Source organism: Bacillus cereus group sp. MYBK245-2, from assembly GCF_051916145.1.
Taxonomy (GTDB): Bacteria; Bacillota; Bacilli; order Bacillales; family Bacillaceae_G; genus Bacillus_A; species Bacillus_A pacificus.
Window position 1 is genome coordinate 103,019 of record NZ_JBQAGB010000002.1, and the last position, 23,352, is coordinate 126,370.

Below are 23,352 nucleotides of genomic sequence, written 5' to 3' on the forward strand. Positions count from 1 at the left end.
CCTTATTAAAAGTGTTGCTGTTATATGAAAAAACTATGCGCGAAGAAAGTGGATTAACTTTCATAAAAAGTTCCCATAATGGAAAACATAGGAGGTGAAATGATGGAAGGGAGTACTTTTTATTTTGTAGCTTGGATAGGGTGGATTGTCGTAACATTTTTTATGAAAAAGGACTCTATTCGGTGGAAGATAAGCGCTTGTATATTGATTTTTATTATTTGTTCTCCGTTACATGTAACGATTGCTTCATTCACGGTATCAGTAAATGCAATTTTACTTTCTGGTATAGCTTTTATAGGAATCACGCTCTATTCTATTTGGAAAAAATTATATAGCTTACTTTCGGCACTTATTATTGCAATGTTATATACAAGTTTTCATTTGTTAGAAGTATATGATCCAATTTGGATTGTGGTGGACAGGTTGTTTTTGTTAAGTAGTGCTCTTGTATATGCATCCGTTTTATTACATGAGGATCGCATATTACGACTATGTTCTCTTTATATAGGAATGTTGCAGGGAGAGTTGTTTGTGACAATTATTTTTCGGAAACTGCATTTTCCTTACGATTACGGTAGTTTAGCGTTTTTTGATATCGTCGCTGTTTCTACATTATTCATGGCAATTTTATTTTGGATTGCGAAAGTATCAGTACACATGGAACAGTTTAAGAGGAAAACACGTAAAAGAAAGGCGAGGGTAATACATGATTGAATATACACCGGCCATTTTATGCGGCGTAATAGCAGGGACAGTAACGAGAGTGCTTATGCTCCGGACAGATACGCGGCAATATCCGACGAGGCTCCACGGGAAAATTATTCATATTGCGATGGGGTTAATTGCGGCAGCTTTAGGAGCGATTGCGATTCCGTCTATATTGAAAAAAGATTTTTCTGCCATTACGTTTCTTACGTTAGCAGCAACACAGTTTCGTGATGTGCGTAATATGGAAAGAAATACATTGCAACAATTAGATGGTTATGAGCTTGTACCGCGTGGGAATACATATATTGAAGGAATTGCATTAGTTTTTGAAAGTCGCAACTATTTGGCGATGTTAACGTCGTTTGTAACGACGTTTGCTTATATAGGGTTCCGTTCATGGATTGCTGGAGTAGTTATGGCTATCATCGCATTTTTTATCGCGAAAAAATTAATGTCTGGTAAGAGGTTGCATGATCTTGTTGATATCGAGCATGTTCCACTTCGTTTTGAAGGAGCGGGGCTGTATATTGATAATATTTACATTATGAATATTGGATTGCCAGCAAGACAAGAGGAAATTATGAAGTATGGAATGGGTTTTATTTTAAGACCGAAATCAATTGATGCGATGGTGACAATCTCTAACTTAGGACAACGACAAGCTATTTTACATGATGTTTCTGTTGCTTTAGGGATTTATAGAGATTCTGGTACGCCGGCACTTGTACCGTTAGCAAAGCGTGATTTAGAGGATGGCAGGGTTGGAATCTTTGTCTTGCCACAAGATCAAGATGCGGAGAAAGCGATAGGTGTCATAGGGAACGTGCCGACGTTAGAAAGTGCTGTTCATATGTCATCGGAAGCCCCGAAAGGAAGGGGAGATAAGAGATGATGTTAGAAAGTGTAATTCTTGCAGTTATTACAACGACCCCGGAGAAATTTGCTGGTGGTGCTCCTCTGTTTACTTGTGAATCTAAAGAGGAATTAGAATTTGTTGCAAATAATTTAGAGGCAATTCTAGATGGCATTGCGCATCGCTTACAAGAGAATGTATATATTATTGTGAAACATTAGCAACGTGTGTTATAATGTGAGGTGTTTTGATACGTTGAGAAATATTCTGGAATGCAAATCCCTTCTTGCACAAAGAAGGGTTTTTTACATAATAAACAGAAGCAAGTTGAAAGGATGAAAGTATATGCCGAAACCAGTAATAGCAATAGTAGGCCGCCCGAACGTAGGGAAATCTACTATTTTCAATAGAATTGTTGGAGAGAGAGTTTCAATCGTAGAAGATATTCCAGGTGTAACGCGCGATCGTATTTATAGCGCTGGAGAATGGTTAAATCATGAATTTAACATTATTGATACAGGTGGAATTGATATTGGAGACGAGCCATTTTTGACACAAATTCGTCAACAAGCTGAAGTAGCAATTGATGAAGCGGATGTTATCATTTTTATGACAAATGGTCGTGACGGTGTAACAGCAGCTGATGAAGAAGTTGCGAAAATATTATATCGTTCAAATAAACCGGTTGTACTTGCAGTAAATAAAGTGGACAATCCGGAAATGCGCAGTGATATTTATGATTTCTATGCATTAGGATTTGGTGAGCCATTCCCAATTTCGGGTACACACGGATTAGGATTAGGTGACTTATTAGACGAAGCTGCACAGCATTTTCCAAAGATTGAAGAAGACGGATATGATGAAGATACAATTCGTTTCTCTTTAATTGGCCGTCCAAACGTAGGGAAATCATCACTTGTAAATGCTCTTCTTGGTCAAGAACGTGTAATTGTTAGTAATGTAGCAGGAACAACTCGTGATGCGGTCGATACACCATATAGTAAAGATGGGAAAGATTATGTAATTATCGATACAGCTGGTATGCGTAAAAAAGGGAAAGTGTATGAAAGTACAGAAAAGTATAGTGTACTTCGTGCACTAAGAGCGATTGAACGTTCTGACGTTGTTTTAGTCGTTTTAGACGGTGAAGAAGGAATTATTGAACAAGATAAAAAAATCGCTGGATACGCTCATGATTCAGGGCGAGCTGTCGTTATCGTTGTAAACAAATGGGACGCAGTGAAAAAAGACGAGAAAACAATGAAAGCATTTGAAGAAAACATCCGTTCTCATTTCCAATTTTTAGATTACGCACCGATTGTGTTCTTATCTGCGAAAACGAGAAAACGTACACAAACGCTAATACCGGTTATCGATGAGGTAAATGAAAGTCATAGTATCCGTATTCAAACGAATGTATTAAATGATGTAATTATGGATGCGGTAGCGATGAATCCAACGCCAACGCATAACGGTAGTCGTCTGAAGATTTTCTATGCAACACAAGTTGCGGTAAAACCACCAACATTTGTTGTGTTTGTAAACGATCCAGAACTATTGCATTTCTCATATGAGCGTTTCTTAAAGAATCGTTTACGTGAATCATTTGGCTTTGTGGGAACGCCGATTCACATTATCGCTAGAGCAAGAGACTAATGGAGAGGATGTGATTTTATGACAAAAATCACAGTAGTTGGAGCAGGTAGCTGGGGAACAGCGTTAGCGATGGTATTAGCTGACAATGGGCATGATGTACGTATTTGGGGAAATCGTTCTGAACTTATGGATGAGATTAATACAAAACATGAGAATAGTCGATATCTTCCGGGAATTACATTGCCAAGCACAATCGTAGCCTACTCTTCTTTAGAAGAAGCATTAGTAGATGTAAATGTAGTACTGCTTGTAGTACCAACGAAAGCGTATAGAGAAGTACTACAAGATATGAAGAAATATGTAGCGGGTCCGACTACTTGGATTCATGCAAGTAAAGGAATTGAACCTGGTACGTCAAAACGTATTTCGGAAGTGATTGAGGAAGAAATTCCAGAGGACTTAATTAAAGATGTTGTTGTACTATCTGGACCGAGTCATGCGGAAGAAGTTGGGTTACGTCAGGCGACAACTGTTACGTCTGCAGCAAAGCGTATGGAAGCGGCTGAGGAAGTACAAGATTTGTTTATGAATAGTTATTTCCGTGTATACACAAATCCAGATATCGTTGGAGTTGAACTTGGTGGTGCGTTAAAAAATATTATCGCATTAGCTGCTGGGATAACTGATGGTCTTGGATTAGGTGATAATGCGAAAGCGGCATTAATGACGCGTGGTTTAACGGAGATTGCTCGTTTAGGAAGAAAAATGGGTGGAAATCCGTTAACGTTTGCTGGTCTAACTGGTATGGGGGACTTAATTGTAACTTGTACAAGTGTCCATAGCCGAAATTGGCGTGCTGGGAATTTGCTTGGAAAAGGACACTCTTTAGAAGAAGTGTTAGAAAGCATGGGTATGGTTGTGGAAGGTGTAAGAACAACGAAAGCTGCGCATGAATTGGCAGAGAAAATGGAAGTGGAAATGCCGATTACAGCTGCTTTATATGACGTCTTATTCAATGGGAATAATGTAAAAGATGCAGTAGGCTCATTAATGGGGCGTGTTCGAAAACATGAAGTGGAAGCTATACCTGACTTACTTTAAAGAAAAGCGACAGAAGTACAATTGTACTTCTGTCGCTTTTTATTTTTTTGGGTCTTTTCACCATTTTTTTATTTTTGCATAGGATGAAGAGTAACTTGAGGAGAGGGTGAAAAGAATGGATAACAACATTTTTAATAACATTGAAAAAGAAGCGAAAGTGAATAAAGAAGATATTTTTAAATTAGCATCATCGGTACAAAATGCGAATTTACGTGATGAGACTGTACTTCGTCAATTGATTCATCAAGTGGCTCTTATGGCAGGACGTGAGGTGCCGAAAGAACAAGAGGATCAAATTGTAAAAGCGATTATTAACAATAATATGCCGACAGATTTTGGCTCGTTAAGCAAAATGTTTAAAAAATAAAATATGAGAAACAAAGAGTTTGTAAATTGCATATGATAGCCATGAAAGTATGGGAATAGAGCTGTTTTGGGCATATTTGGTCAACCGAAGCGAGTGATACACTCGCTTCGGTTTTATTTTTATCTAGACTGGTGGAAAATGCTGAAAAACCTATTGATTAAAACTACATATTCTCGATTTGTAGTAAAATGTTCTTTTTTGTATTTGTTTAAAGATTTTAATTTGTTAAAATAGTATAAAAATAGATTGATAAAAAGGGGTGTGTATATGTCGGAAGGGCTAATAAAAATGTGGTTTGCTTTAGGGGCAATTGGATTTATGTTTTTTGCAGTAAGTTTTATTTTGCTAAGCAGATATAAAATAAAGAATAAATTTTTGAAAGGGATTACAGCGTTGGTAGCGTACACCCTTATGATTGTATCAGGAATTGTTATTTTTCTTGTTGTATTTAGTGGACCTGTACAGCAGTAAAGGGAATGATACGGAGCGAGTTAAATTAGTATGAAAAGGTGATTGCTAGTGAAAAAAGTCCATATTATTTTAATATTTTGTTGTATGAGCATTTTAACAGGATGTCTGTATCCAAAAGAAAATATGAAACAAAATGCTGTGCCTTATGAAGATCAGCTGCAGGTCGTTCAAAAAGCTGTTGCGACATTTAAGGAGCAAAATGACGGGATATTGCCAATTAAGACGCGGGATATGAATACGCCTATTTATCAAAAATATCCAATCGATTTTCAAAAGATTTCTCCGCGTTACATACAAGAAGCGCCAGGGAATGCCTATGAAAGCGGGGGAGTATATCAATACGTATTAATAGACGTTGAAACAAACCCGACAGTAAAGTTAATTGATGTGAGGATGGCTGAACAAATTCAGCAATTATCATTAAAGCTTAGGATGTATCGAGATGAACATCAATATCCACCTTTTAAAAAGGTAATTTCAGATGGTGTGTATGAATTAGATTTCAAAAAACTTGGATATAAAGATGTACCGCAAGTGACAAGTCCGTATTCTGGTAAAGGACTTCCGTTTGTAATTAACGAAAAGGGAGAAATTTATGTTGATTATAGAATCGACTTATATGAAGCGCTGAAAAAAAACGAAGGACAATTTAAGGAGGGGGAAGATATTCGGAATATACTTTCGAAAGATTCTCCGTTTGTACCTGCGTATTCTTTACCGTATACGGTAAAGAATGGAGAACCAATTTTTTTAAAATCATAAGTCATGAACCTTTCTTTTAGTGAATAAGTTCTAGAAGAAAGGTTTTTTATGTTACACAACTTGCGATGCAAACAAAAGGTATTTTTTTAATAGTCATATGAAATTGGACAAAATTATATGATATATTGTCCGAACTTCTAGAATACCATTATATTATATCAGATATTATAGGCAACGTTAGAGAAGGTATTAGTTGACTATAAACGTGGAATTATTCCCAAAAATATTGAGGGAGGGAATCACTTGGAAAAGGTAGATATTTTTAAAGATATTGCGGAACGCACAGGCGGTGATATTTATTTTGGAGTTGTAGGAGCTGTTCGAACAGGAAAATCAACATTCATCAAAAAATTTATGGAACTTGTAGTTATTCCTAATATTGAAAATGAGTCTGACCGTCAAAGAGCGCAGGATGAACTACCTCAAAGTGCTGCTGGCCGTACAATCATGACGACGGAACCGAAGTTTGTTCCAAACCAAGCGGTTTCTATCGAAGTAGATGAAGGTCTTGAAGTGAATATTCGATTAGTAGATTGCGTCGGATATACAGTTCCAGGAGCAAAAGGCTATGAAGATGAGAATGGCCCGCGCATGATTAATACTCCTTGGTATGAAGAACCTATTCCATTCCATGAAGCTGCAGAAATCGGAACACGGAAAGTAATTCAAGAACATTCAACAATTGGTGTTGTAATTACAACAGATGGAACGATTGGTGAAATTCCAAGAAGAGATTATATAGAGGCAGAAGAACGCGTCGTAAATGAGCTAAAAGAAGTCGGAAAACCTTTCATTATGATCATTAACACTGTACAGCCGTATCATCCAGATACAGAGCAATTGCGCCAAAGCTTATCTGAAGAATATGATATCCCAGTCATTGCGATGAGTGTTGAAAGTTTAAGAGAAACAGATGTATACAATGTACTTCGAGAGGCGTTATTTGAGTTCCCTGTTTTAGAAGTGAATGTGAACCTTCCGAGCTGGGTAATGGTGCTAAATGAAGGGCATTGGTTACGCCAAAGTTATCAAGAAGCCGTTCAAGAGACTGTGAAGGATATAAAACGTCTTCGTGATGTAGACCGTGTCGTATGGCAGTTTAGTCAGTATGAATTTATTGATCGAGCGAGCCTAGCTGGCATTGATATGGGGCAAGGCGTAGCAGAGATTGATCTATATGCACCAGATGAATTATATGATCAAATTTTAAAAGAAGTAGTAGGGGTAGAAATTCGAGGGAAAGATCATTTATTGAAGCTTATGCTCGATTTATCTCATGCGAAAATAGAATATGATCAAGTGGCGGATGCCCTGCGTATGGTAAAACAAACAGGATATGGTGTAGCGGCGCCTGCGTTAGCTGATATGAGCTTAGATGAGCCAGAAATTATTCGTCACGGTTCAAGGTTTGGTGTGAAATTAAAAGCGGTAGCACCATCTATTCACATGATTAAAGTTGATGTGGAGTCCACGTTTGAGCCAATTATTGGTACAGAAAAACAAAGTGAAGAACTAGTTCGTTACTTAATGCAAGATTTTGAAGATGATCCATTATCAATTTGGAATTCTGATATATTTGGACGTTCGCTGAGCTCGATTGTTCGGGAAGGTATTCAAGCGAAACTATCTTTAATGCCAGAAAATGCGAGATATAAATTAAAAGAAACGCTAGAAAGAATTATTAATGAAGGATCTGGCGGATTAATCGCGATTATATTATAAGAAAAAATCCCTCTCATCGTAGAGGGATTTTTTAAATTTTCGCATACAAAATAGGAAAATAAACAGCCATTATCTAATATATTGTTGTAAATTGTCAAGTTTCATCAGATTTTCACATTTTAAGAGTAACAATTTCCTTAAAAATATTGAATTATAAAGGAGAATCGTATAATATAGGCGTTGATAATGATTTATCTACATCTTTGTAGTATAGAATTTGTAAAAATTGCCTACAAATGAAAGTAAGACTCATTTTATGATCATTATACAGTCTTATCTTTGGGAGGAGGTGAATGGCATGAACAAGACAGATTTAATCAATGCTGTTGCAGAAGCAAGTTCCCTTTCTAAAAAGGACGCAACAAAAGCAGTAGACGCTGTTTTTGATTCTATCTTAGAAGCTTTAAAACAAGGTGATAAAGTACAACTGATCGGATTCGGTAACTTCGAAGTTCGTGAGCGTGCGGCTCGTAAAGGTCGTAACCCACAAACAGGTGAGGAGATTGAAATCGCTGCAAGTAAAGTACCTGCATTCAAACCTGGTAAAGCGTTAAAAGATGCGGTTAAATAATCCTTACATATTAACAGGGAAGAAGAGTTTCCTTTTAGGAAACTCTTCTTTTTGCTTTTAAAAACATAAATATGCTAGAATGTGTTCGTATCACTTTTAGGTTTTCGGGAGGGCTAGCGGATGGCAAAAGTTAATTTAGAACAAATTGAACATGCAGTACGCCTTATTTTAGAGGCAATCGGAGATGACCCAAATCGTGAGGGAGTACTTGATACACCAAAGCGTGTTGCAAAAATGTACGCAGAAGTGTTCTCAGGTATGCATGAAGATCCGAAAGAACATTTGCACAAAGTGTTCGGAGAAGATCACGAGGAGCTTGTACTAGTAAAAGATATACCGTTTTATTCGATGTGTGAGCATCATTTAGTTCCATTCTATGGAGTTGCTCACGTTGCATATATTCCGCAAGGCGGAAAAGTGACAGGGTTAAGTAAATTAGCTCGTACTGTAGATACAATTGCACGTCGTCCACAGCTGCAAGAACGTATTACATCAACAGTAGCGAACTCTATTATGGAAGTACTAGAGCCGCATGGTGTAATGGTAGTAGTAGAAGCAGAACATATGTGTATGACGATGCGCGGTGTGAAAAAGCCAGGTGCAAAAACAGTAACAACAGCGGTACGTGGTGTACTAGAAAATGATGCTGCAGCACGTAGTGAAATTTTATCTTTTATTAAAACGAAGTAAAGAAAAGTGGGAAACTGCTTTTCTTTTTTTTTTTTGTAAATAAATGATATAGTTTTAGCAAGGCAGAGTGAGAATAGAAAGGCTACTTAAAAGAATAGAAGATGTTATGTAGTTCGATAGAAGTTTGGAAAGAGTAGCCAAGTTTTGGTTATAGAAAATAGAGTGTATGTGTTATAATAAGTTTTATGAATTAGAAAACAAGGGTGATTTTTGTGTGTGACATCTACGGAGGGTATGCGGGTATAAGAGAGAAATTGATGGTGAAATTACGCCATCCTTATTTTATAAACTATATTGAAGAACCATTTATTGATGAAGAGAAAATAGCATTGTTATATGGTACTTTAAAAGGTGCAAATTTACATATAGAACAAATTGAGCATTATGTAGTAACGATTATGCTTGTGCAAATTGCGCTTGATACACATGAAAGAGTATCGAATAAAGTAGGGGAAGAAGCGAATGAATCGCATAAGCGTCGCCAGTTAACAGTGCTTGCTGGTGATTATTATAGCGGGTTATATTATTACTTATTATCTATGAATCGTGATATTGTTTTAATTCGTGCGCTTGCTGAAGGAATTAAAGAAATTAATGAACACAAAATAATGTTATATCAAAAAGCGCATAAAACGATGGATGACATACTGGAAAGTGTAGTAACGATTGAGTCTGCACTTTTGCAAAAAACATGTGATCATTTTCATTTATCGCATTGGAAATCGTTTATAACATATGTACTAGGGAAAAATCGTCTCCAAAAAGAATGTGAATTACATGTTGAAAAACAGCATTCACCTGTTTTTCAAGCGGTTCAAGAGATTTTGAACGATAAAGCGGATGCAGAAACAGTTATGAATGGATGGATGATGGAACTCGGAAAGAAAGAAGATCAATTTTTAGAGAATCACACAGATATAAGCGAAATAAACTCTGTGTTAAGAGATAAATCGAAGACATAAGCAATTTTACATTGGAAGAAGGTACGAGCATGCAACAATCAAAAGAAGAAAGAGTACATGATGTATTTGAGAAAATCTCTGATAAATACGATGTAATGAATTCTGTAATTAGTTTTCAAAGGCATAAAGCGTGGCGTAAAGAGACGATGCGCATTATGGATGTAAAACCAGGTAGTAAAGCGCTTGATGTTTGCTGCGGGACAGCGGACTGGACAATTGCGCTAGCTGAAGCAGTGGGTGAACAGGGCAAGGTTGTTGGTTTAGACTTCAGTGAAAATATGTTATCTGTTGGTAAGCAAAAGGTAGAGGCTTTACAATTAAAACAAGTAGAACTTCTACACGGAAATGCAATGGAACTTCCATTTGAAGATAACACATTTGATTATGTAACGATTGGATTTGGTTTACGTAACGTACCGGATTATATGCACGTATTAAAAGAAATGACGCGTGTAGTAAAACCGGGTGGAAAAGTAATTTGTTTAGAAACATCTCAACCAACAATGATTGGTTTTCGACAAGGTTATATTTTATACTTTAAATATATCATGCCGTTATTTGGAAAGTTATTTGCGAAAAGTTATAAAGAATATTCATGGCTGCAAGAATCTGCTAGTACATTCCCAGGTATGAAAGAATTGGCTAATATGTTCGAAAAAGCTGGACTTGAACGTGTGCAAGTGAAGCCATTTACTTTTGGGGTAGCAGCGATGCATTTAGGTATGAAACCAGAATCAAAATAGAAAAAAGAAGTTTTAGGTTAAGGTGAACAATATGAAGTTACAACTTATGTACTCTTTTTTACGATCGGATATTAATGTGATAGAAAAAGAATTAAAAAAGACAGTTGCTTCTGAACAGCCATTAGTAGAAGAGGCGGCATTACAACTTATTGAAGCTGGTGGGAAGCGAATTCGTCCTGTATTTGTGTTGCTTGCAGGGAAATTTGGAGATTATAAGTTAGACGCAATTAAGCATGTAGCTGTTGCGTTAGAACTTATTCATATGGCTTCTCTTGTTCACGATGATGTTATTGATGCCGCGTTTTTACGACGTGGTAGTGCAACTGTGAATGCGAAATGGGGAGATCGTATTGCCATGTATACAGGGGACTATTTATTCGCTAAGTCTCTTGAATGTATAACGAATATTGAAATTCCAGAGGCACATCAGGCTCTATCGCATACCATTTTAGAAGTTTGTAAAGGTGAAATCGAACAAATTAAAGATAAGTATGACTATGACCAAAATTTAAGAACATATTTAAGAAGAATAAAGCGAAAAACCGCATTATTAATTGCTGCAAGTTGCCAATTAGGAGCAATTGCTGCTGGCGCTAATCGTGATACAGTAAGTCGTCTGTTTTGGTATGGCTATTTCGTAGGGATGTCGTATCAAATTATTGATGATATTTTAGACTTCGTTTCCACAGAAGAGAAACTTGGAAAACCTGCTGGTGGTGATTTATTGCAAGGAAACATTACGCTTCCTGCTCTATATGCTATGGAAGATCCGGTTCTTTGTAAGAAAATCAAATCTGTACATGAAAATACAACAGCGGACGAAATGAAAGAAATTATTGAGGCTGTAAAAAATAGTGATGCTATTGATAAAGCATTTGCGTTTAGTGAACGTTATTTACATAAAGCATTAGAAATGATAAAACCACTCCCACGTGGACAAGCAAAGTATGCATTACAAAATGTAGCAAAGTATATTGGGAAACGAAAATTTTAGTGTTTTTTCTAAAAAATAAAATAATCTCTCTATTTCAAAACTATTGCACAATTGTGATAAGGGTGTTAATATGTGTGTGGGGATATACAATTACATACATAATTCAGAAGTGGAGAGATTTTTTATGGAAAAAACATTTCTAATGGTTAAACCAGACGGTGTACAACGTGCCTTCATTGGGGAAATTGTAGCTCGTTTTGAGAAGAAGGGCTTTCAATTAGTTGGTGCAAAATTAATGCAAGTCACTCCGGAAATTGCTGGACAACATTATGCTGAGCACACAGAGAAACCTTTCTTTGGTGAATTAGTAGACTTTATTACATCTGGCCCTGTATTTGCAATGGTATGGCAAGGTGAAGGTGTAGTAGATACAGCTCGTAACATGATGGGTAAAACAAGACCACATGAAGCAGCTCCTGGAACAATTCGTGGAGATTTCGGTGTAACTGTTGCGAAAAATATTATCCATGGTTCTGATTCGTTAGAAAGTGCAGAGCGCGAGATTGCTATTTTCTTTAAAGAAGAAGAATTAGTTGACTACTCAAAATTAATGAATGAATGGATTTACTAATTATTTTGAAATAATTTGTAAACGCTTTAATCACTGTGATAATAGTAGAAAGTGCAAGGAGAATAGGGGTATTCTTCTTGCACTTTTTTTATTTCTATTAGTTACGAAGTTAGAGCTGTTATGATATATTGATATGTAAAGTAACGGCCTATCGGAGAATAAGCGAATGGCTGATGTATTCATAACTCTTTCATATTTTTAGAGTAATGAAAGATAATATTATTGCTTAATATAGCGAGATAAATACATATACGAAAAGAGGAATAACGTATGCGATATATTACAGCTGGTGAATCTCATGGTCCACAACTTACAACGATTATAGAAGGTGTTCCGGCCGGACTACCATTAGTAGCGGATGATATAAATGAAGAGTTAGCTAGAAGGCAAAAGGGATATGGGCGCGGTAGACGCATGCAAATTGAAACAGATCAAGTGCAAATTGTAAGTGGTGTTAGACATGGAGAGACATTAGGTTCTCCAATTGCGCTTGTTGTCGAAAACCGTGATTTTGCACATTGGACAAAAATTATGGGTGCAGAGCCGTTAACGGAACAAGAAGAAAAAGAAATGAAAAGGAAAGTAACAAAACCAAGACCTGGACATGCTGATTTAAATGGTGCGATTAAATATGGTCATAGAGATATGAGAAATGTACTGGAACGTTCTTCGGCTCGCGAAACGACAGTACGTGTTGCTGCTGGTGCGGTTGCTAAAAAAGTGTTGGCGGAACTTGGTATTGCAGTAGCAGGCCATGTAATTGAAATTGGTGGTGTACAGGCTAAAGAGACTACGTATCGTTCAATTGAAGAATTAAAAAGTATTACAGAAGCATCACCTGTACGCTGTTTAGATGAAGAAGCTGGTAATCAAATGATAAAAGCAATTGATGATGCGAAATCAAATGGTGATTCAATCGGTGGCATCGTGGAAGTAATTGTGGAAGGAATGCCAATTGGAGTAGGCAGCTATGTGCATTATGATCGAAAACTAGATGCAAAATTAGCAGCCGCAATAATGAGCATTAATGCCTTTAAAGGGGTCGAGATTGGAATTGGTTTTGAAGCAGCACATAGACCGGGTAGCGAAGTTCATGATGAAATTTTGTGGGATGAAGAGCATGGATATACAAGAAGAACAAATAACGCGGGTGGCTTAGAAGGCGGTATGACGACTGGAATGCCAATTGTTGTGCGCGGAGTGATGAAACCGATACCTACACTATATAAACCTCTTCAAAGTGTCGATATTGATACGAAAGAGCCTTTTACAGCAAGTATTGAACGTTCAGATAGTTGTGCTGTTCCAGCAGCTAGTGTCGTTGCGGAAGCGGTTGTAGCTTGGGAATTAGCGACAGCTTTAATAGAACAATTCGGATTAGATCGTATGGACCTTATTCGTGAAAATATTGAGAAACATAATGAATATGCGAGGGGATTTTAATGGAAAACATACATATTCAAACGAAATCAAAAGAATATGATGTACATGTAGGAAAAGAATCGTTGTCACATTTGACAACAATCGTTCAAAACATGCAGCCATCTGTATCAAACATTATGATTATTTCAGATGAAGCTGTTGCACCTTTACATTTACAGACAGTTGTAGATGCGTTGCAAATAGATCAAAAAGTATTTTCATTCGTTGTACCGAGTGGTGAAAAAGAGAAGTCCTTTGAAAATTTCTATGCGGCTCATACGTCAGCTCTTGAAAATAAATTAGATAGAAATTCTTTAATTGTTGCACTTGGAGGCGGGATGATTGGAGATTTAGCTGGTTTTGTTGCTGCGTCATTTATGCGTGGAATTCGCTTTGTTCAAGTTCCGACGACTTTATTAGCTCACGATAGCGCAGTAGGTGGGAAAGTAGCAATCAATCATCCGTTAGGTAAAAATATGATAGGTGCATTCCATCAACCAGAAGCAGTTGTATATCATACGCCGTTTTTACAGTCTCTTCCTGAAAAAGAGTGGCGCTCAGGTTATGCAGAAGTAATAAAACATGCTCTAATTGGTGATGTAAAGCTATATCATTGGCTAAAAGAAGAAGTGCAAACATTAGCAGATCTTCGTGATGAGAAATTAATCCACATATTAACGAAGGCAATTCCTGTAAAGGCAAACATTGTAGCACAAGATGAAACAGAAAAAGGTGTACGTGCTCATTTGAACTTTGGACATACGTTAGGCCATGCTCTAGAAAAAGAACTAGGATATGGAAATATTACTCACGGTGACGGAGTAGCGGTTGGAATGTTATTTGCTATATTCTTAAGTGAACAAGTGTATAAGGTGAATCTTGCTTATGAAGAGATGAAGCAGTGGTTTTTAAAGTACGGCTATCCCAAAATGCCAAGTGATTTAAGTGTAGAACGCCTCGTCGGGTTGATGAAACAAGATAAGAAAGCGAATGCAGGAACAATTCATATGGTACTTATGCAGGAATATGGGGTAGTGAATGTCGTATCTATTCCAGATGAGACTGTTCATATTGCGTTAGAGGCATTTCAAAAGGATATGGGTATAAGAAGTAGATAACAGCTATGGAGAGCCTATTTAGAAGCATTTTCGTAATAGTGACAGTTATGATAAACGATTATAGTAAGGGAGTATAACCGTATTGTAATCGAATTGAATAAAATGACTGGGGGAAGAAAAATGAGAGTGAAAGAGCAATTGTTAACTTTGAGAGCATATGTACCTGGGAAAAATATTGAAGAAGTAAAAAGGGAATATGGATTATCAAAAATTGTGAAATTAGCATCGAACGAAAATCCATTCGGTTGCTCAGCGCGTGTAACAGAAGCATTAACTTCTTTAGCGAGCCAATATGCCCTTTATCCAGATGGATATGCCTTTGAACTTCGGAAAAAAGTAGCGGAACATTTAGGTGTAAAAGCAGAACAACTACTATTTGGTAGTGGATTAGATGAAGTCATTCAAATGATTAGCCGTGCATTACTACACGAAGGAACAAATGTTGTAATGGCGAATCCGACATTCTCGCAATACCATCACCATGCTGTTATTGAAGGAGCAGAAGTTCGTGAAGTACCACTTAAAGATGGCATTCATGATTTAGATGCGATGCTAGAGCAAGTAGATGATAAAACGAAGATCGTATGGATTTGTAATCCGAATAATCCGACAGGTACATATGTAGAGAAACAAAAATTACTTTCATTTTTAGAATCAGTTCCTAAGTCAGCGCTCGTTATTATGGACGAGGCATATTATGAATATGCGGGGGCAGAAGACTATCCGCAAACGTTGCCACTTCTTGAAAAGTATGGAAATCTTATGATTTTACGCACGTTTTCAAAAGCATACGGTTTAGCCGCTTTCCGTATTGGGTATGGGGTTGGTAATGAGCAGTTAATTGGGCAATTAGAAGTAGCAAGGTTACCATTTAATACATCGACTGTAGCGCAATCTGTAGCACTCGCTGCTTTAGAAGATCAAGCATTTTTACAAGAATGTGTGAAAAAGAATGAAGAAGGTTTACATCAGTATTATGCATTTTGTAAGGAATATAACGTATTCTATTATCCATCTCAAACAAATTTCATTTTCTTAAAGCTCGGTATTCCTGGTAATGAGGCTTTCGAACGATTAATGAAGAAAGGCTATATCGTTCGTTCTGGTGCTGCATTTGGTATACATGATGGCATTCGTATTACTGTCGGTTTGAAAGAAGAAAATGATGAAATTATAGAACTGTTGAAAGAGCTTGTAAACGAGCAAGTAAAGAAAGAAGAAACATACTCTTAAGAGTTTGTAAAGGCTCCTAATATAGGAGTCTTTTTTATTTAAATAAAGAAGAACTGTAAAGAGTTCGTGCGGGCTAATAATTCATAAGGGGAGTTATTTGCACGGTCATAAAAGAAAACGGTACAATAGAAAGTAGTAATGCGGTATCGGTGTCATATTTGAATCGTTATCAGTGAAAGTACAAGAAGAAGTATGCTCATTCTAAAGGTTGCGTTCTTACACCTAGTTGCTTATGATAAAGTGAAACTTTAATTAGTAGGGGGATGTTTATCCCCCGCTGATTATTAGTTGAACCAATCGGGCTTTTACGGGCAGTTGACCCAAAAACTAACTTCTTTGCCTTAGCTGAATTTTGAGGTGGGGTCTTACTGCCCGTTAATAGCGGGGTAAATGAACAGAAAAGAATATTTTTTAGAATTAAAGGAGACGTTTATGCAAAAGTTTGAACAAGCTGTTTCATATATTGAAAATGGTGAAGCGGAAAAAGGATTACAATTATTAAAAGAACAATTAAAAATTGCGAATGATGAAGAGAAGTATGATATCGCTCGCTATTATCATACACTTGGATTTACGGATGAAGCGTTAGCTATTACAGAAGACTTACGTTTATTGTATCCAGAGGAAAGTGAATTCACTGTATTTTTAGCAGAATTATATATTGATCTAGACAAAGAAGATGAAGCGATTGAGGTGCTTCATGATATTCCAGAAAATGATGATTTATATGTTCAATCGTTATTACTTGTTGCGGATTTATTCCAAATGCAAGGTTTCGATGATGTAGCAGAACAAAAACTATTAAAGGCGAAAGAAATGATGCCTGACGAGCCTGTCATTACGTTTGGATTAGCAGAGTTATATAGTAGTAAAGGTGAAGAACAAAAGGCAATCACTTATTATGAGTCGCTATTAGCGGAACATAAAGTAATGGGTGGTGTTGTCATTGCGCTACGCCTTGGAGAAACGTTAAGCGCGATTGGAAATTGGGAAGAGGCGATTTCTTACTACGAAGCAGGTTTAGAGGAACAAAAAGATATTCACTCATTATTTGGATATGCCTTCACGTTATACCAAGGTGAAGAATACCAACGAGCAATTGGTGCTTGGCAAGAACTGAAAGAATTAGATCCTGAGTATGCATCGCTTTACATGTATTTAGCGAAAAGCTATGAAAAAGAAGGGATGCTTCAAGAAAGCTATGAAACACTTCATGAAGGAATTAAAGTAGATGAGCTTTCTGTACCATTTTATGTAGAATTAGCAAACATTGCAGCGAAATTAGGGAAAATTGCGGAAGCAGAGGAAGTACTTCAAAAAGCGCTTGAGTTAGATCCAGGACATTTAGGTGCAACATTAAAATATGCGTACATCTTAAAGGAACAAGAAAAATATGAAGAGTTAATCGCTGTTGTAGAGCGTGCAATTGATAGCGGAGAACCAGATACACAACTACTTTGGGATCTTGCATTTGCAAAAAAACAATTAGAAATGTATTCGGATGCATTAAAACACTATGAAAGTGCATATACTTCTTTTAAGAATCATCCAGACTTCTTGGAAGAGTACGGTTATTTCTTATTGGAAGAAGGTATGCGAAAAGAGGCGAAAGAAGTATTTACTCAGTTAATACAACTAGACCCGACACAAATTCATATTGAAGAATTGTTATATAATTTAGAGGATTTTTCATAAGTTGGAAGGAAACTGAATGCCGCTTCTTGAATCTAAAAAGAAAAGAGAAAGACAGAGGAGGGACTTAATTGCTATGAATACCCCTGTTTCTGTAAACGAGAAGAAGGATTTTGTAAAATGGTTTTTGAATAATTACCAACTGAAACAGCGTGAATGTGTATGGATTTTGAATTATTTAATGAGTCACGACCAATTGATGCATAAAGTCCACTTCGTAGAGCATGCAAAATATTGTCCGCGTGGCTTAGTAATGTCCGCGAATTGTGTAAAAGATACACCGTTTCACTTTTTTAAACAAAATGTTATGACAACAGATGCTGAAAAATCGTTTCATGATATTCGTTTAAATCGAGATGAGGATATTTATATTCAACTCAATTTTAAATCATCGTTTCAAAATGCCAATTACGTAGCTGTATTAGAAGAAAACCCGTATTTACCAAAGCACATTGAAGTAAATGAAAAAGATCGTTTACTTGCAGAAAGATTTTTAGAAGAAAGTGTATTTTCTTTTAGAAGAGAACGTCTTTTGAAACAAATTGATGAAGCGCTGGATAAGCAAGATAAGGAAGCGTTTCATAGGTTAACAGCGGAGTTAAAGATGTTATAGAATTCATTTGGATTCATAAAATTTTACAAATTTCAGACTTTTTCAAGAAAAACTACCTTAATATAGGTAGTTTTTCTTTTTTTACCTCTTTTAGTATGGTTTAATATATATAAAGTGAAAGTTCTGTCATTTATAGGTGGGGGAGGGAAGACATTTGAAATGGATTGTAAAAGATGTGGAACAGTTTGAGCAAGCAAGAGAATATGTAGATACAGGTATTATACCACTTTTATCAATTTCGGCAGCGAAAGAAATGAAAACGGTAGTAGAACAAGGTGAATTTATTGAACTGTTGAGTATGGAGCTAGAAAGAGAATATAAAGGAAGAGTGCTTTTATTACCTGCATTTACGTATCTTGTAGAAAGTCAAAAAAATGAAAAAGGTCGTTTGCAAGAATGGACAAATCATTTACAAAAGCAAGGTTTTAAGCATATTGCTTATGTTACAAGTGATTTTTCATGGAAAGAAGATATGCAAGAATTGCAGGGAGATTTATTTTGGTTTCCTTCATTAGCGTTAGAACAATTTAGTGATCAAGCGAAAAGAGAAGTGATTCATGCACATATAAAAAATATAATGGTAATGTTAGAAGAAAAATGGGGAAAACAATAATAAACAGAAAGTTCTTATTATTATGAGTAGTATGATATTGACCTGTGCATGAGCGTATTATATCATGATAGTGTCCTAGTTTTTATTTTTTATATAATTTATCACGAGGGGACAATTTCTGATAGAGGGGGGAAATTTTCGTGAGCGAGAAAGAACATCGTGTGTCAAGAAGACAGTTTTTAAATTACACTCTTACAGGGGTAGGAGGCTTTATGGCAGCGGGTATTTTAATGCCGATGACGCGATTTGCGCTTGATCCGGTGTTAAGAAAAGAAGCGGGAACGGATATGGTTGCTGTTGCACAAGTAAAGGATATTACAACAGAGCCGAAACGTTTCGACTTTAAGGTGAAGCAGGTTGATGGTTGGTACAAGTCCGAAGAGCCAAAATCAGCTTGGGTTCATAAAGATGAAAGCGGAGACATTGTTGCGTTCTCTCCAGTATGTAAACATTTAGGATGTACGGTTAACTGGAATTCGGACAAAGCACATCCGAATCAATTCTTTTGTCCATGTCACGGGGGCCGTTACACAAAAGACGGAATTAACATTAAAGGCACGCCGCCCCTTGCTCCACTTGATGTATACGAATCTAAAGTGAAAGATGGAACGTTGTATCTAGGAAAAGCGAAGCCAAGAGGGGGTGCAAAGTAGATGCTAAATAAAATTTATGATTGGGTAGATGAAAGGTTAGATATTACACCAATATGGCGTGATATCGCTGATCATGAAGTACCTGAACATGTAAACCCGGCACATCACTTTTCTGCATTCGTTTATTGCTTTGGCGGACTTACCTTTTTCGTTACTGTAATTCAAATTTTATCTGGAATGTTTTTGACGATGTATTATGTGCCTGATATTAAAAATGCTTGGGAATCGGTTTATTATTTGCAAAATGAAGTTGCATATGGGCAAATTGTTCGTGGTATGCACCACTGGGGTGCTAGTCTCGTAATTGTAATGATGTTTTTACATACACTTAGAGTTTTCTTCCAGGGTGCGTATAAAAAGCCTCGTGAGCTAAACTGGATTGTTGGTGTTCTTATTTTCTTTGTTATGCTAGGTCTTGGTTTTACCGGATATTTATTACCGTGGGATATGAAAGCGTTATTTGCTACGAAAGTAGGGATTCAAATTGCAGAGCAAACGCCGCTCATTGGTCCTTACATTAAAACATTACTCGCTGGTCATTCCGAAATTGTTGGCGCTCAAACATTAACTCGCTTCTTTGCTATTCACGTCTTCTTCTTACCAGCAGCACTTCTAGGTTTAATGGCCTTCCACTTCATCATGATTCGCAAACAAGGTATTTCCGGTCCACTATAAGAGATTGCTAAATTAAAGGGGAAAGAACTAAAGGAGGGAGATTATGCATCGCGGCAAAGGGATGAAGTTTGTAGGAGATTCTCGGGTACCAGTAGCTCGGAAACCAAACATTCCAAAAGACTATTCGGAATACCCAGGGAAAACAGAAGCATTTTGGCCGAACTTCTTGTTAAAAGAATGGATGGTTGGTGCAGTTTTTTTAATCGGTTATTTATGTTTAACAGTGGCGCATCCGTCACCGCTTGAAAGAATGGCGGATCCAACTGATGCTGGGTATATACCACTTCCAGATTGGTATTTCTTATTCTTGTATCAGTTATTAAAGTATTCTTATGCTTCTGGATCATTTACTGTAATTGGAGCGTTCATTATGCCAGGGATTGCGTTTGGCGCATTACTGTTAGCTCCATTTCTTGATCGAGGCCCAGAAAGACGCCCATTGAAGCGTCCTGTAGCAACGGGATTTATGCTTTTAGCAATTGCATCGATTATCTTTTTAACTTGGGAATCTGTAGCACACCACGACTGGGAAGCTGCAAAAAAACAAGGAGCAATTGTAAAAACAGCACCAGTTGATAAAAATGATGACGGTTATAAATTAATGCAAAAAAATACTTGTTTAACATGTCACGGTGACAATTTACAGGGCGGAGCAGCAGCACCGGCACTGCAAAATTTAACTTTGAAGCCAGAAGAAATTGCTAAAATTGCGAAAGAGGGAAAAGGTTCCATGCCTAAAGGTGTATTTAAAGGTACAGATGAGGAGCTGAAGAAGCTTTCGGAATTCGTTGCAAAGTATAATAAAAAATAATAAAAAGCTGACTACAAAATTTGTAGTCAGCTTTTTATTTTGATGATAGAAAGTTTACTATATAATAGAGTAGAGTTTGATGAAAGAATGAAAGGTGTTGGACATACAACTTGGTTTATTTGTATGCAATGTTAAGACAACGCTCCGTATTATTATTTTTATTAGTTGTTAACATATTAGGTACAATATACGGATTTATATGGTATGGAAATCAATTAAAAGAAACTTCACCTATATTTTGGCCGTTTGTACCCGATAGTCCTATGGCAAGTCTCTTTTTTGTCTTTGTTTTAATTGCTTTTTTAATAAAAAGAAATTGGGGATTAATAGAGGCGCTAGCGATTGTTACTTTAATAAAATATGGAATATGGGCTGTTGTTGTAAATGGGATTATGATCTATGTAAAAGGTCCTATTGGCTTTATCGGGTATATGTTAATGCTTTCACATTTTGCGATGGCAGTACAAGCAGTGCTATATGCACCGTTTTACCGTATAAAAAAATGGCATTTTGCAGTAGCAGCTATATGGACATTACATAACGATGCAATTGATTATTTGTTTTGGCAAATGCCGAGATACGGAATTATGCATTTGTTTGTAGGGGAAATTGGTTATTTTACGTTCTGGTTAAGCATTGCTGTGCTTTGTATGACATATTATTATTGCTTACGTGAGAATCGAAAACAGTTTTCTTTATAATCGTTAGAACATTAGGGGGAGAAAATGAAGAAAAATACGAGTGGTACAAAAATATTGGATCGATTGATTACGATAATTGTTTCATATAGCATAGCATTTTCTATATTTGCACTCGCAACAACGGCGGTTGTATACGGAAAATGGCTATATTATTTTGAAATTGATTTTTTAAACATTCCAGATTTAGCAGATATGACGAAGGATGATATTAAAAGAAATTATGATGTGCTTATCACATATTTATCTCCGTTTTATGACGGTGCATTACAGTTGCCCACATTAGATATGTCTACAAATGGTCGTATTCATTTTGTAGATGTTAAAAATATTTTAGTAAAGATACAATATGTAATGTATGCGACAATTATGATTGCAATAGTAGGCGGCATGTATTTATTAAAAAAGAAAAATGAAAAGTTTTTACTGCATGGATCGATTGTAACAATTATCTTTCCGATTGCGCTTGTGTTACCAATCGCTATTAATTTTGAAAAGAGTTTTGTATTATTCCATAAGCTTTTATTCAGTAATGATTATTGGATGTTTGATATTGAAACGGATCCGATTATATTAATGTTACCAGAAGAGTTCTTTATGCATGCAGCGTGTGCTATTTTATTATTTATTTTATGTGGTAGCATAATTTGTTATAGCTTGTATAAATATTTTGTAAAAAAGAAAAGGATTTCAAAAGAAAAATTCTCTGTTTAAAGAGAATTTTTTTGTTTGTAAAACGATAATATATTTTTCCGTCCAGTTCTGTTCTATTCTTGTCCAAATTAACATATTTTGTACTAGTAGTTATAGGGGGGACCGTGATGAAGAGAACATTAGTTGGATTGATAGCATTTCTAATTATAATGTTTCCGTTACGTATATATGCTGAAGAGTGGAGTGAACTAACAGGCTTGTTGGATGACTCATTACAATTAGTGAAGCGTAATGAAGATGAAAAAGCAGTACAAGTATTACAACATTTCTCGGAGCAGTTTGTCATAAAGGGGAATGAAAAGAAGCAAGAAGTAACGCCAGATCAAGTTAGAGTTATTTCTTTAGCTTACGACAAAGCGAAACAATCTCTCGCGGAAGAAGAGGTAAGTAAACAAGTTAAAATTGATAATGTACTAGCACTGCAGCTCGCTGTTGATGCACAAGTATCAAAGTACCAACCACTTTGGATGGAAAGAGAAGGAAAAGTAATGGATGCCTTTTCTCAAATGGAAAAAGCGATGACAAAAGAAGATACGGGACAGTTTCAACAAACGTTAAACACATTTTTACATGAATTTAATATTATTTATCCAAGCTTAATGATAGCTCTGCCAGAAAACGAAGTGCAGCGTGTAAATGCCCATTTATCTTATTTGGATGAATTCCGTAACGTTATGTTAAAAACGAAAGGTGGGCAAATGCAAGTAGGAATCATTAAAGGGGATTTACAAAAGATATTTCATACAGTAAAAAAAGACGAAATTGCACCCTCTCTCATTTGGTTTATGACAATTACTGGAGGTCTTATTTTATTCACATTAACTTATGTTGGATGGAGAAAGTATAAAGGGGAGAGAGAAAAAAGAAAAAGTAATGTACATTCTAAGAATAGATAATGTAATAAATAAAGATACGGATTGTAAGGTTTATTCATTGACAATGGTGGCAGAAGAAAATAGAATGAGAAGTACTATAATTAAAACTTCAATGGAGGTTCAT

Annotated in this window: 27 protein-coding genes; all 27 read left to right on the top strand. The window is 36.3% G+C overall.

The genetic code is table 11. The features are described 5' to 3' along the window. The first annotated feature begins 102 nt into the window (after positions 1-102). The 27 genes from ACTFRN_RS05315 to ypjB all read left to right on the top strand — a co-directional run bounded on the left by ACTFRN_RS05315 (position 103) and on the right by ypjB (position 23,249). Positions 103-714 carry a YphA family membrane protein gene (locus tag ACTFRN_RS05315; protein ID WP_014893177.1) on the top strand — a complete coding sequence of 204 codons (612 nt, stop codon included), beginning with the start codon at positions 103-105 and terminating at the stop codon, positions 712-714. Further along, complete coding sequence (locus ACTFRN_RS05320) at positions 707-1,600, top strand: YIEGIA family protein (RefSeq protein WP_000575281.1); 894 nt, start codon at positions 707-709, stop codon at positions 1,598-1,600. Before ACTFRN_RS05315 ends, ACTFRN_RS05320 begins: the two co-directional genes overlap by 8 nt. Continuing rightward, the gene (locus ACTFRN_RS05325) at positions 1,597-1,782 is read left to right on the top strand and encodes a capping complex subunit for YIEGIA (protein WP_000979051.1); all 186 of its coding nucleotides are present in this window, start codon (positions 1,597-1,599) and stop codon (positions 1,780-1,782) included. Before ACTFRN_RS05320 ends, ACTFRN_RS05325 begins: the two co-directional genes overlap by 4 nt. 124 nt (positions 1,783-1,906) lie before the next feature. Further along, positions 1,907-3,217 (top strand): ribosome biogenesis GTPase Der, encoded by a 1,311-nt coding sequence (der, locus tag ACTFRN_RS05330; RefSeq protein WP_088106569.1) that lies wholly within the window; start codon positions 1,907-1,909, stop codon positions 3,215-3,217. Between the two features lie 18 nt (positions 3,218-3,235). Next, positions 3,236-4,258: an NAD(P)H-dependent glycerol-3-phosphate dehydrogenase gene (locus tag ACTFRN_RS05335; RefSeq protein ID WP_000161775.1), complete on the top strand. Its 1,023-nt coding sequence runs from the start codon at positions 3,236-3,238 to the stop codon at positions 4,256-4,258. Between the two features lie 115 nt (positions 4,259-4,373). Then, positions 4,374-4,625, top strand: coding sequence for a stage VI sporulation protein F (locus ACTFRN_RS05340; RefSeq protein WP_000369754.1), 252 nt, complete (start codon positions 4,374-4,376; stop codon positions 4,623-4,625). A gap of 267 nt (positions 4,626-4,892) precedes the next feature. Further along, a complete protein-coding gene (locus ACTFRN_RS05345) occupies positions 4,893-5,096 on the top strand; it encodes a DUF2768 domain-containing protein (protein ID WP_001288995.1) in 204 nt (67 codons plus the stop codon). A 48-nt stretch (positions 5,097-5,144) separates the two neighbouring features. Next, positions 5,145-5,858 carry a hypothetical protein gene (locus tag ACTFRN_RS05350; protein ID WP_049113550.1) on the top strand — a complete coding sequence of 238 codons (714 nt, stop codon included), beginning with the start codon at positions 5,145-5,147 and terminating at the stop codon, positions 5,856-5,858. A 243-nt stretch (positions 5,859-6,101) separates the two neighbouring features. Further along, a complete protein-coding gene (gene spoIVA / locus ACTFRN_RS05355) occupies positions 6,102-7,580 on the top strand; it encodes a stage IV sporulation protein A (protein WP_000416519.1) in 1,479 nt (492 codons plus the stop codon). Positions 7,581-7,878: 298 nt separating this feature from the next. Beyond that, positions 7,879-8,151 carry an HU family DNA-binding protein gene (locus tag ACTFRN_RS05360; protein WP_001043860.1) on the top strand — a complete coding sequence of 91 codons (273 nt, stop codon included), beginning with the start codon at positions 7,879-7,881 and terminating at the stop codon, positions 8,149-8,151. Positions 8,152-8,271: 120 nt separating this feature from the next. Continuing rightward, positions 8,272-8,841, top strand: a complete 570-nt coding sequence (folE, locus tag ACTFRN_RS05365) for a GTP cyclohydrolase I FolE (protein WP_001151482.1) — start codon at positions 8,272-8,274, stop codon at positions 8,839-8,841. A 212-nt stretch (positions 8,842-9,053) separates the two neighbouring features. Next, positions 9,054-9,803, top strand: a complete 750-nt coding sequence (locus tag ACTFRN_RS05370; RefSeq protein ID WP_041184452.1) for a heptaprenyl diphosphate synthase component 1 — start codon at positions 9,054-9,056, stop codon at positions 9,801-9,803. A 29-nt stretch (positions 9,804-9,832) separates the two neighbouring features. Then, the gene (gene menG / locus ACTFRN_RS05375; protein WP_001187662.1) at positions 9,833-10,546 is read left to right on the top strand and encodes a 2-heptaprenyl-1,4-naphthoquinone methyltransferase; all 714 of its coding nucleotides are present in this window, start codon (positions 9,833-9,835) and stop codon (positions 10,544-10,546) included. A 31-nt stretch (positions 10,547-10,577) separates the two neighbouring features. Further along, positions 10,578-11,540 carry a heptaprenyl diphosphate synthase component II gene (hepT, locus tag ACTFRN_RS05380; protein WP_074567394.1) on the top strand — a complete coding sequence of 321 codons (963 nt, stop codon included), beginning with the start codon at positions 10,578-10,580 and terminating at the stop codon, positions 11,538-11,540. A gap of 124 nt (positions 11,541-11,664) precedes the next feature. Then, a complete protein-coding gene (gene ndk / locus ACTFRN_RS05385) occupies positions 11,665-12,111 on the top strand; it encodes a nucleoside-diphosphate kinase (protein ID WP_000415885.1) in 447 nt (148 codons plus the stop codon). 270 nt (positions 12,112-12,381) lie between these two features. After that, the gene (aroC, locus tag ACTFRN_RS05390) at positions 12,382-13,554 is read left to right on the top strand and encodes a chorismate synthase (protein WP_001269362.1); all 1,173 of its coding nucleotides are present in this window, start codon (positions 12,382-12,384) and stop codon (positions 13,552-13,554) included. Further along, positions 13,554-14,651, top strand: coding sequence for a 3-dehydroquinate synthase (gene aroB, locus ACTFRN_RS05395; RefSeq protein ID WP_000427696.1), 1,098 nt, complete (start codon positions 13,554-13,556; stop codon positions 14,649-14,651). Before aroC ends, aroB begins: the two co-directional genes overlap by 1 nt. A gap of 120 nt (positions 14,652-14,771) precedes the next feature. Next, positions 14,772-15,884 carry a histidinol-phosphate transaminase gene (hisC, locus tag ACTFRN_RS05400; protein WP_074567393.1) on the top strand — a complete coding sequence of 371 codons (1,113 nt, stop codon included), beginning with the start codon at positions 14,772-14,774 and terminating at the stop codon, positions 15,882-15,884. Positions 15,885-16,316: 432 nt separating this feature from the next. Continuing rightward, positions 16,317-17,579 carry a tetratricopeptide repeat protein gene (locus ACTFRN_RS05405; RefSeq protein ID WP_001168676.1) on the top strand — a complete coding sequence of 421 codons (1,263 nt, stop codon included), beginning with the start codon at positions 16,317-16,319 and terminating at the stop codon, positions 17,577-17,579. Between the two features lie 73 nt (positions 17,580-17,652). Then, complete coding sequence (locus tag ACTFRN_RS05410) at positions 17,653-18,189, top strand: ReoY family proteolytic degradation factor (RefSeq protein ID WP_001095923.1); 537 nt, start codon at positions 17,653-17,655, stop codon at positions 18,187-18,189. Between the two features lie 154 nt (positions 18,190-18,343). After that, a complete protein-coding gene (locus tag ACTFRN_RS05415; RefSeq protein WP_000871301.1) occupies positions 18,344-18,802 on the top strand; it encodes a YpiF family protein in 459 nt (152 codons plus the stop codon). A 140-nt stretch (positions 18,803-18,942) separates the two neighbouring features. Continuing rightward, a complete protein-coding gene (gene qcrA, locus ACTFRN_RS05420) occupies positions 18,943-19,455 on the top strand; it encodes a menaquinol-cytochrome c reductase iron-sulfur subunit (protein WP_001290418.1) in 513 nt (170 codons plus the stop codon). Further along, entirely contained in the window at positions 19,456-20,130 is a 675-nt protein-coding gene (gene qcrB / locus ACTFRN_RS05425) for a menaquinol-cytochrome c reductase cytochrome b subunit (protein ID WP_000932700.1), read from the top strand. A 43-nt stretch (positions 20,131-20,173) separates the two neighbouring features. Next, a complete protein-coding gene (gene qcrC, locus ACTFRN_RS05430) occupies positions 20,174-20,941 on the top strand; it encodes a menaquinol-cytochrome c reductase cytochrome b/c subunit (protein ID WP_000554603.1) in 768 nt (255 codons plus the stop codon). Between the two features lie 110 nt (positions 20,942-21,051). Continuing rightward, on the top strand, positions 21,052-21,642 hold the full coding sequence (locus ACTFRN_RS05435) for a DUF1405 domain-containing protein (protein WP_000262825.1): 591 nt from the start codon (positions 21,052-21,054) through the stop codon (positions 21,640-21,642). 24 nt (positions 21,643-21,666) lie between these two features. Then, positions 21,667-22,353 (top strand): lipoprotein intramolecular transacylase Lit, encoded by a 687-nt coding sequence (lit, locus tag ACTFRN_RS05440; RefSeq protein WP_000742535.1) that lies wholly within the window; start codon positions 21,667-21,669, stop codon positions 22,351-22,353. A gap of 107 nt (positions 22,354-22,460) precedes the next feature. Then, positions 22,461-23,249, top strand: coding sequence for a sporulation protein YpjB (gene ypjB / locus ACTFRN_RS05445; protein WP_000831687.1), 789 nt, complete (start codon positions 22,461-22,463; stop codon positions 23,247-23,249). Positions 23,250-23,352: the final 103 nt, after the last annotated feature.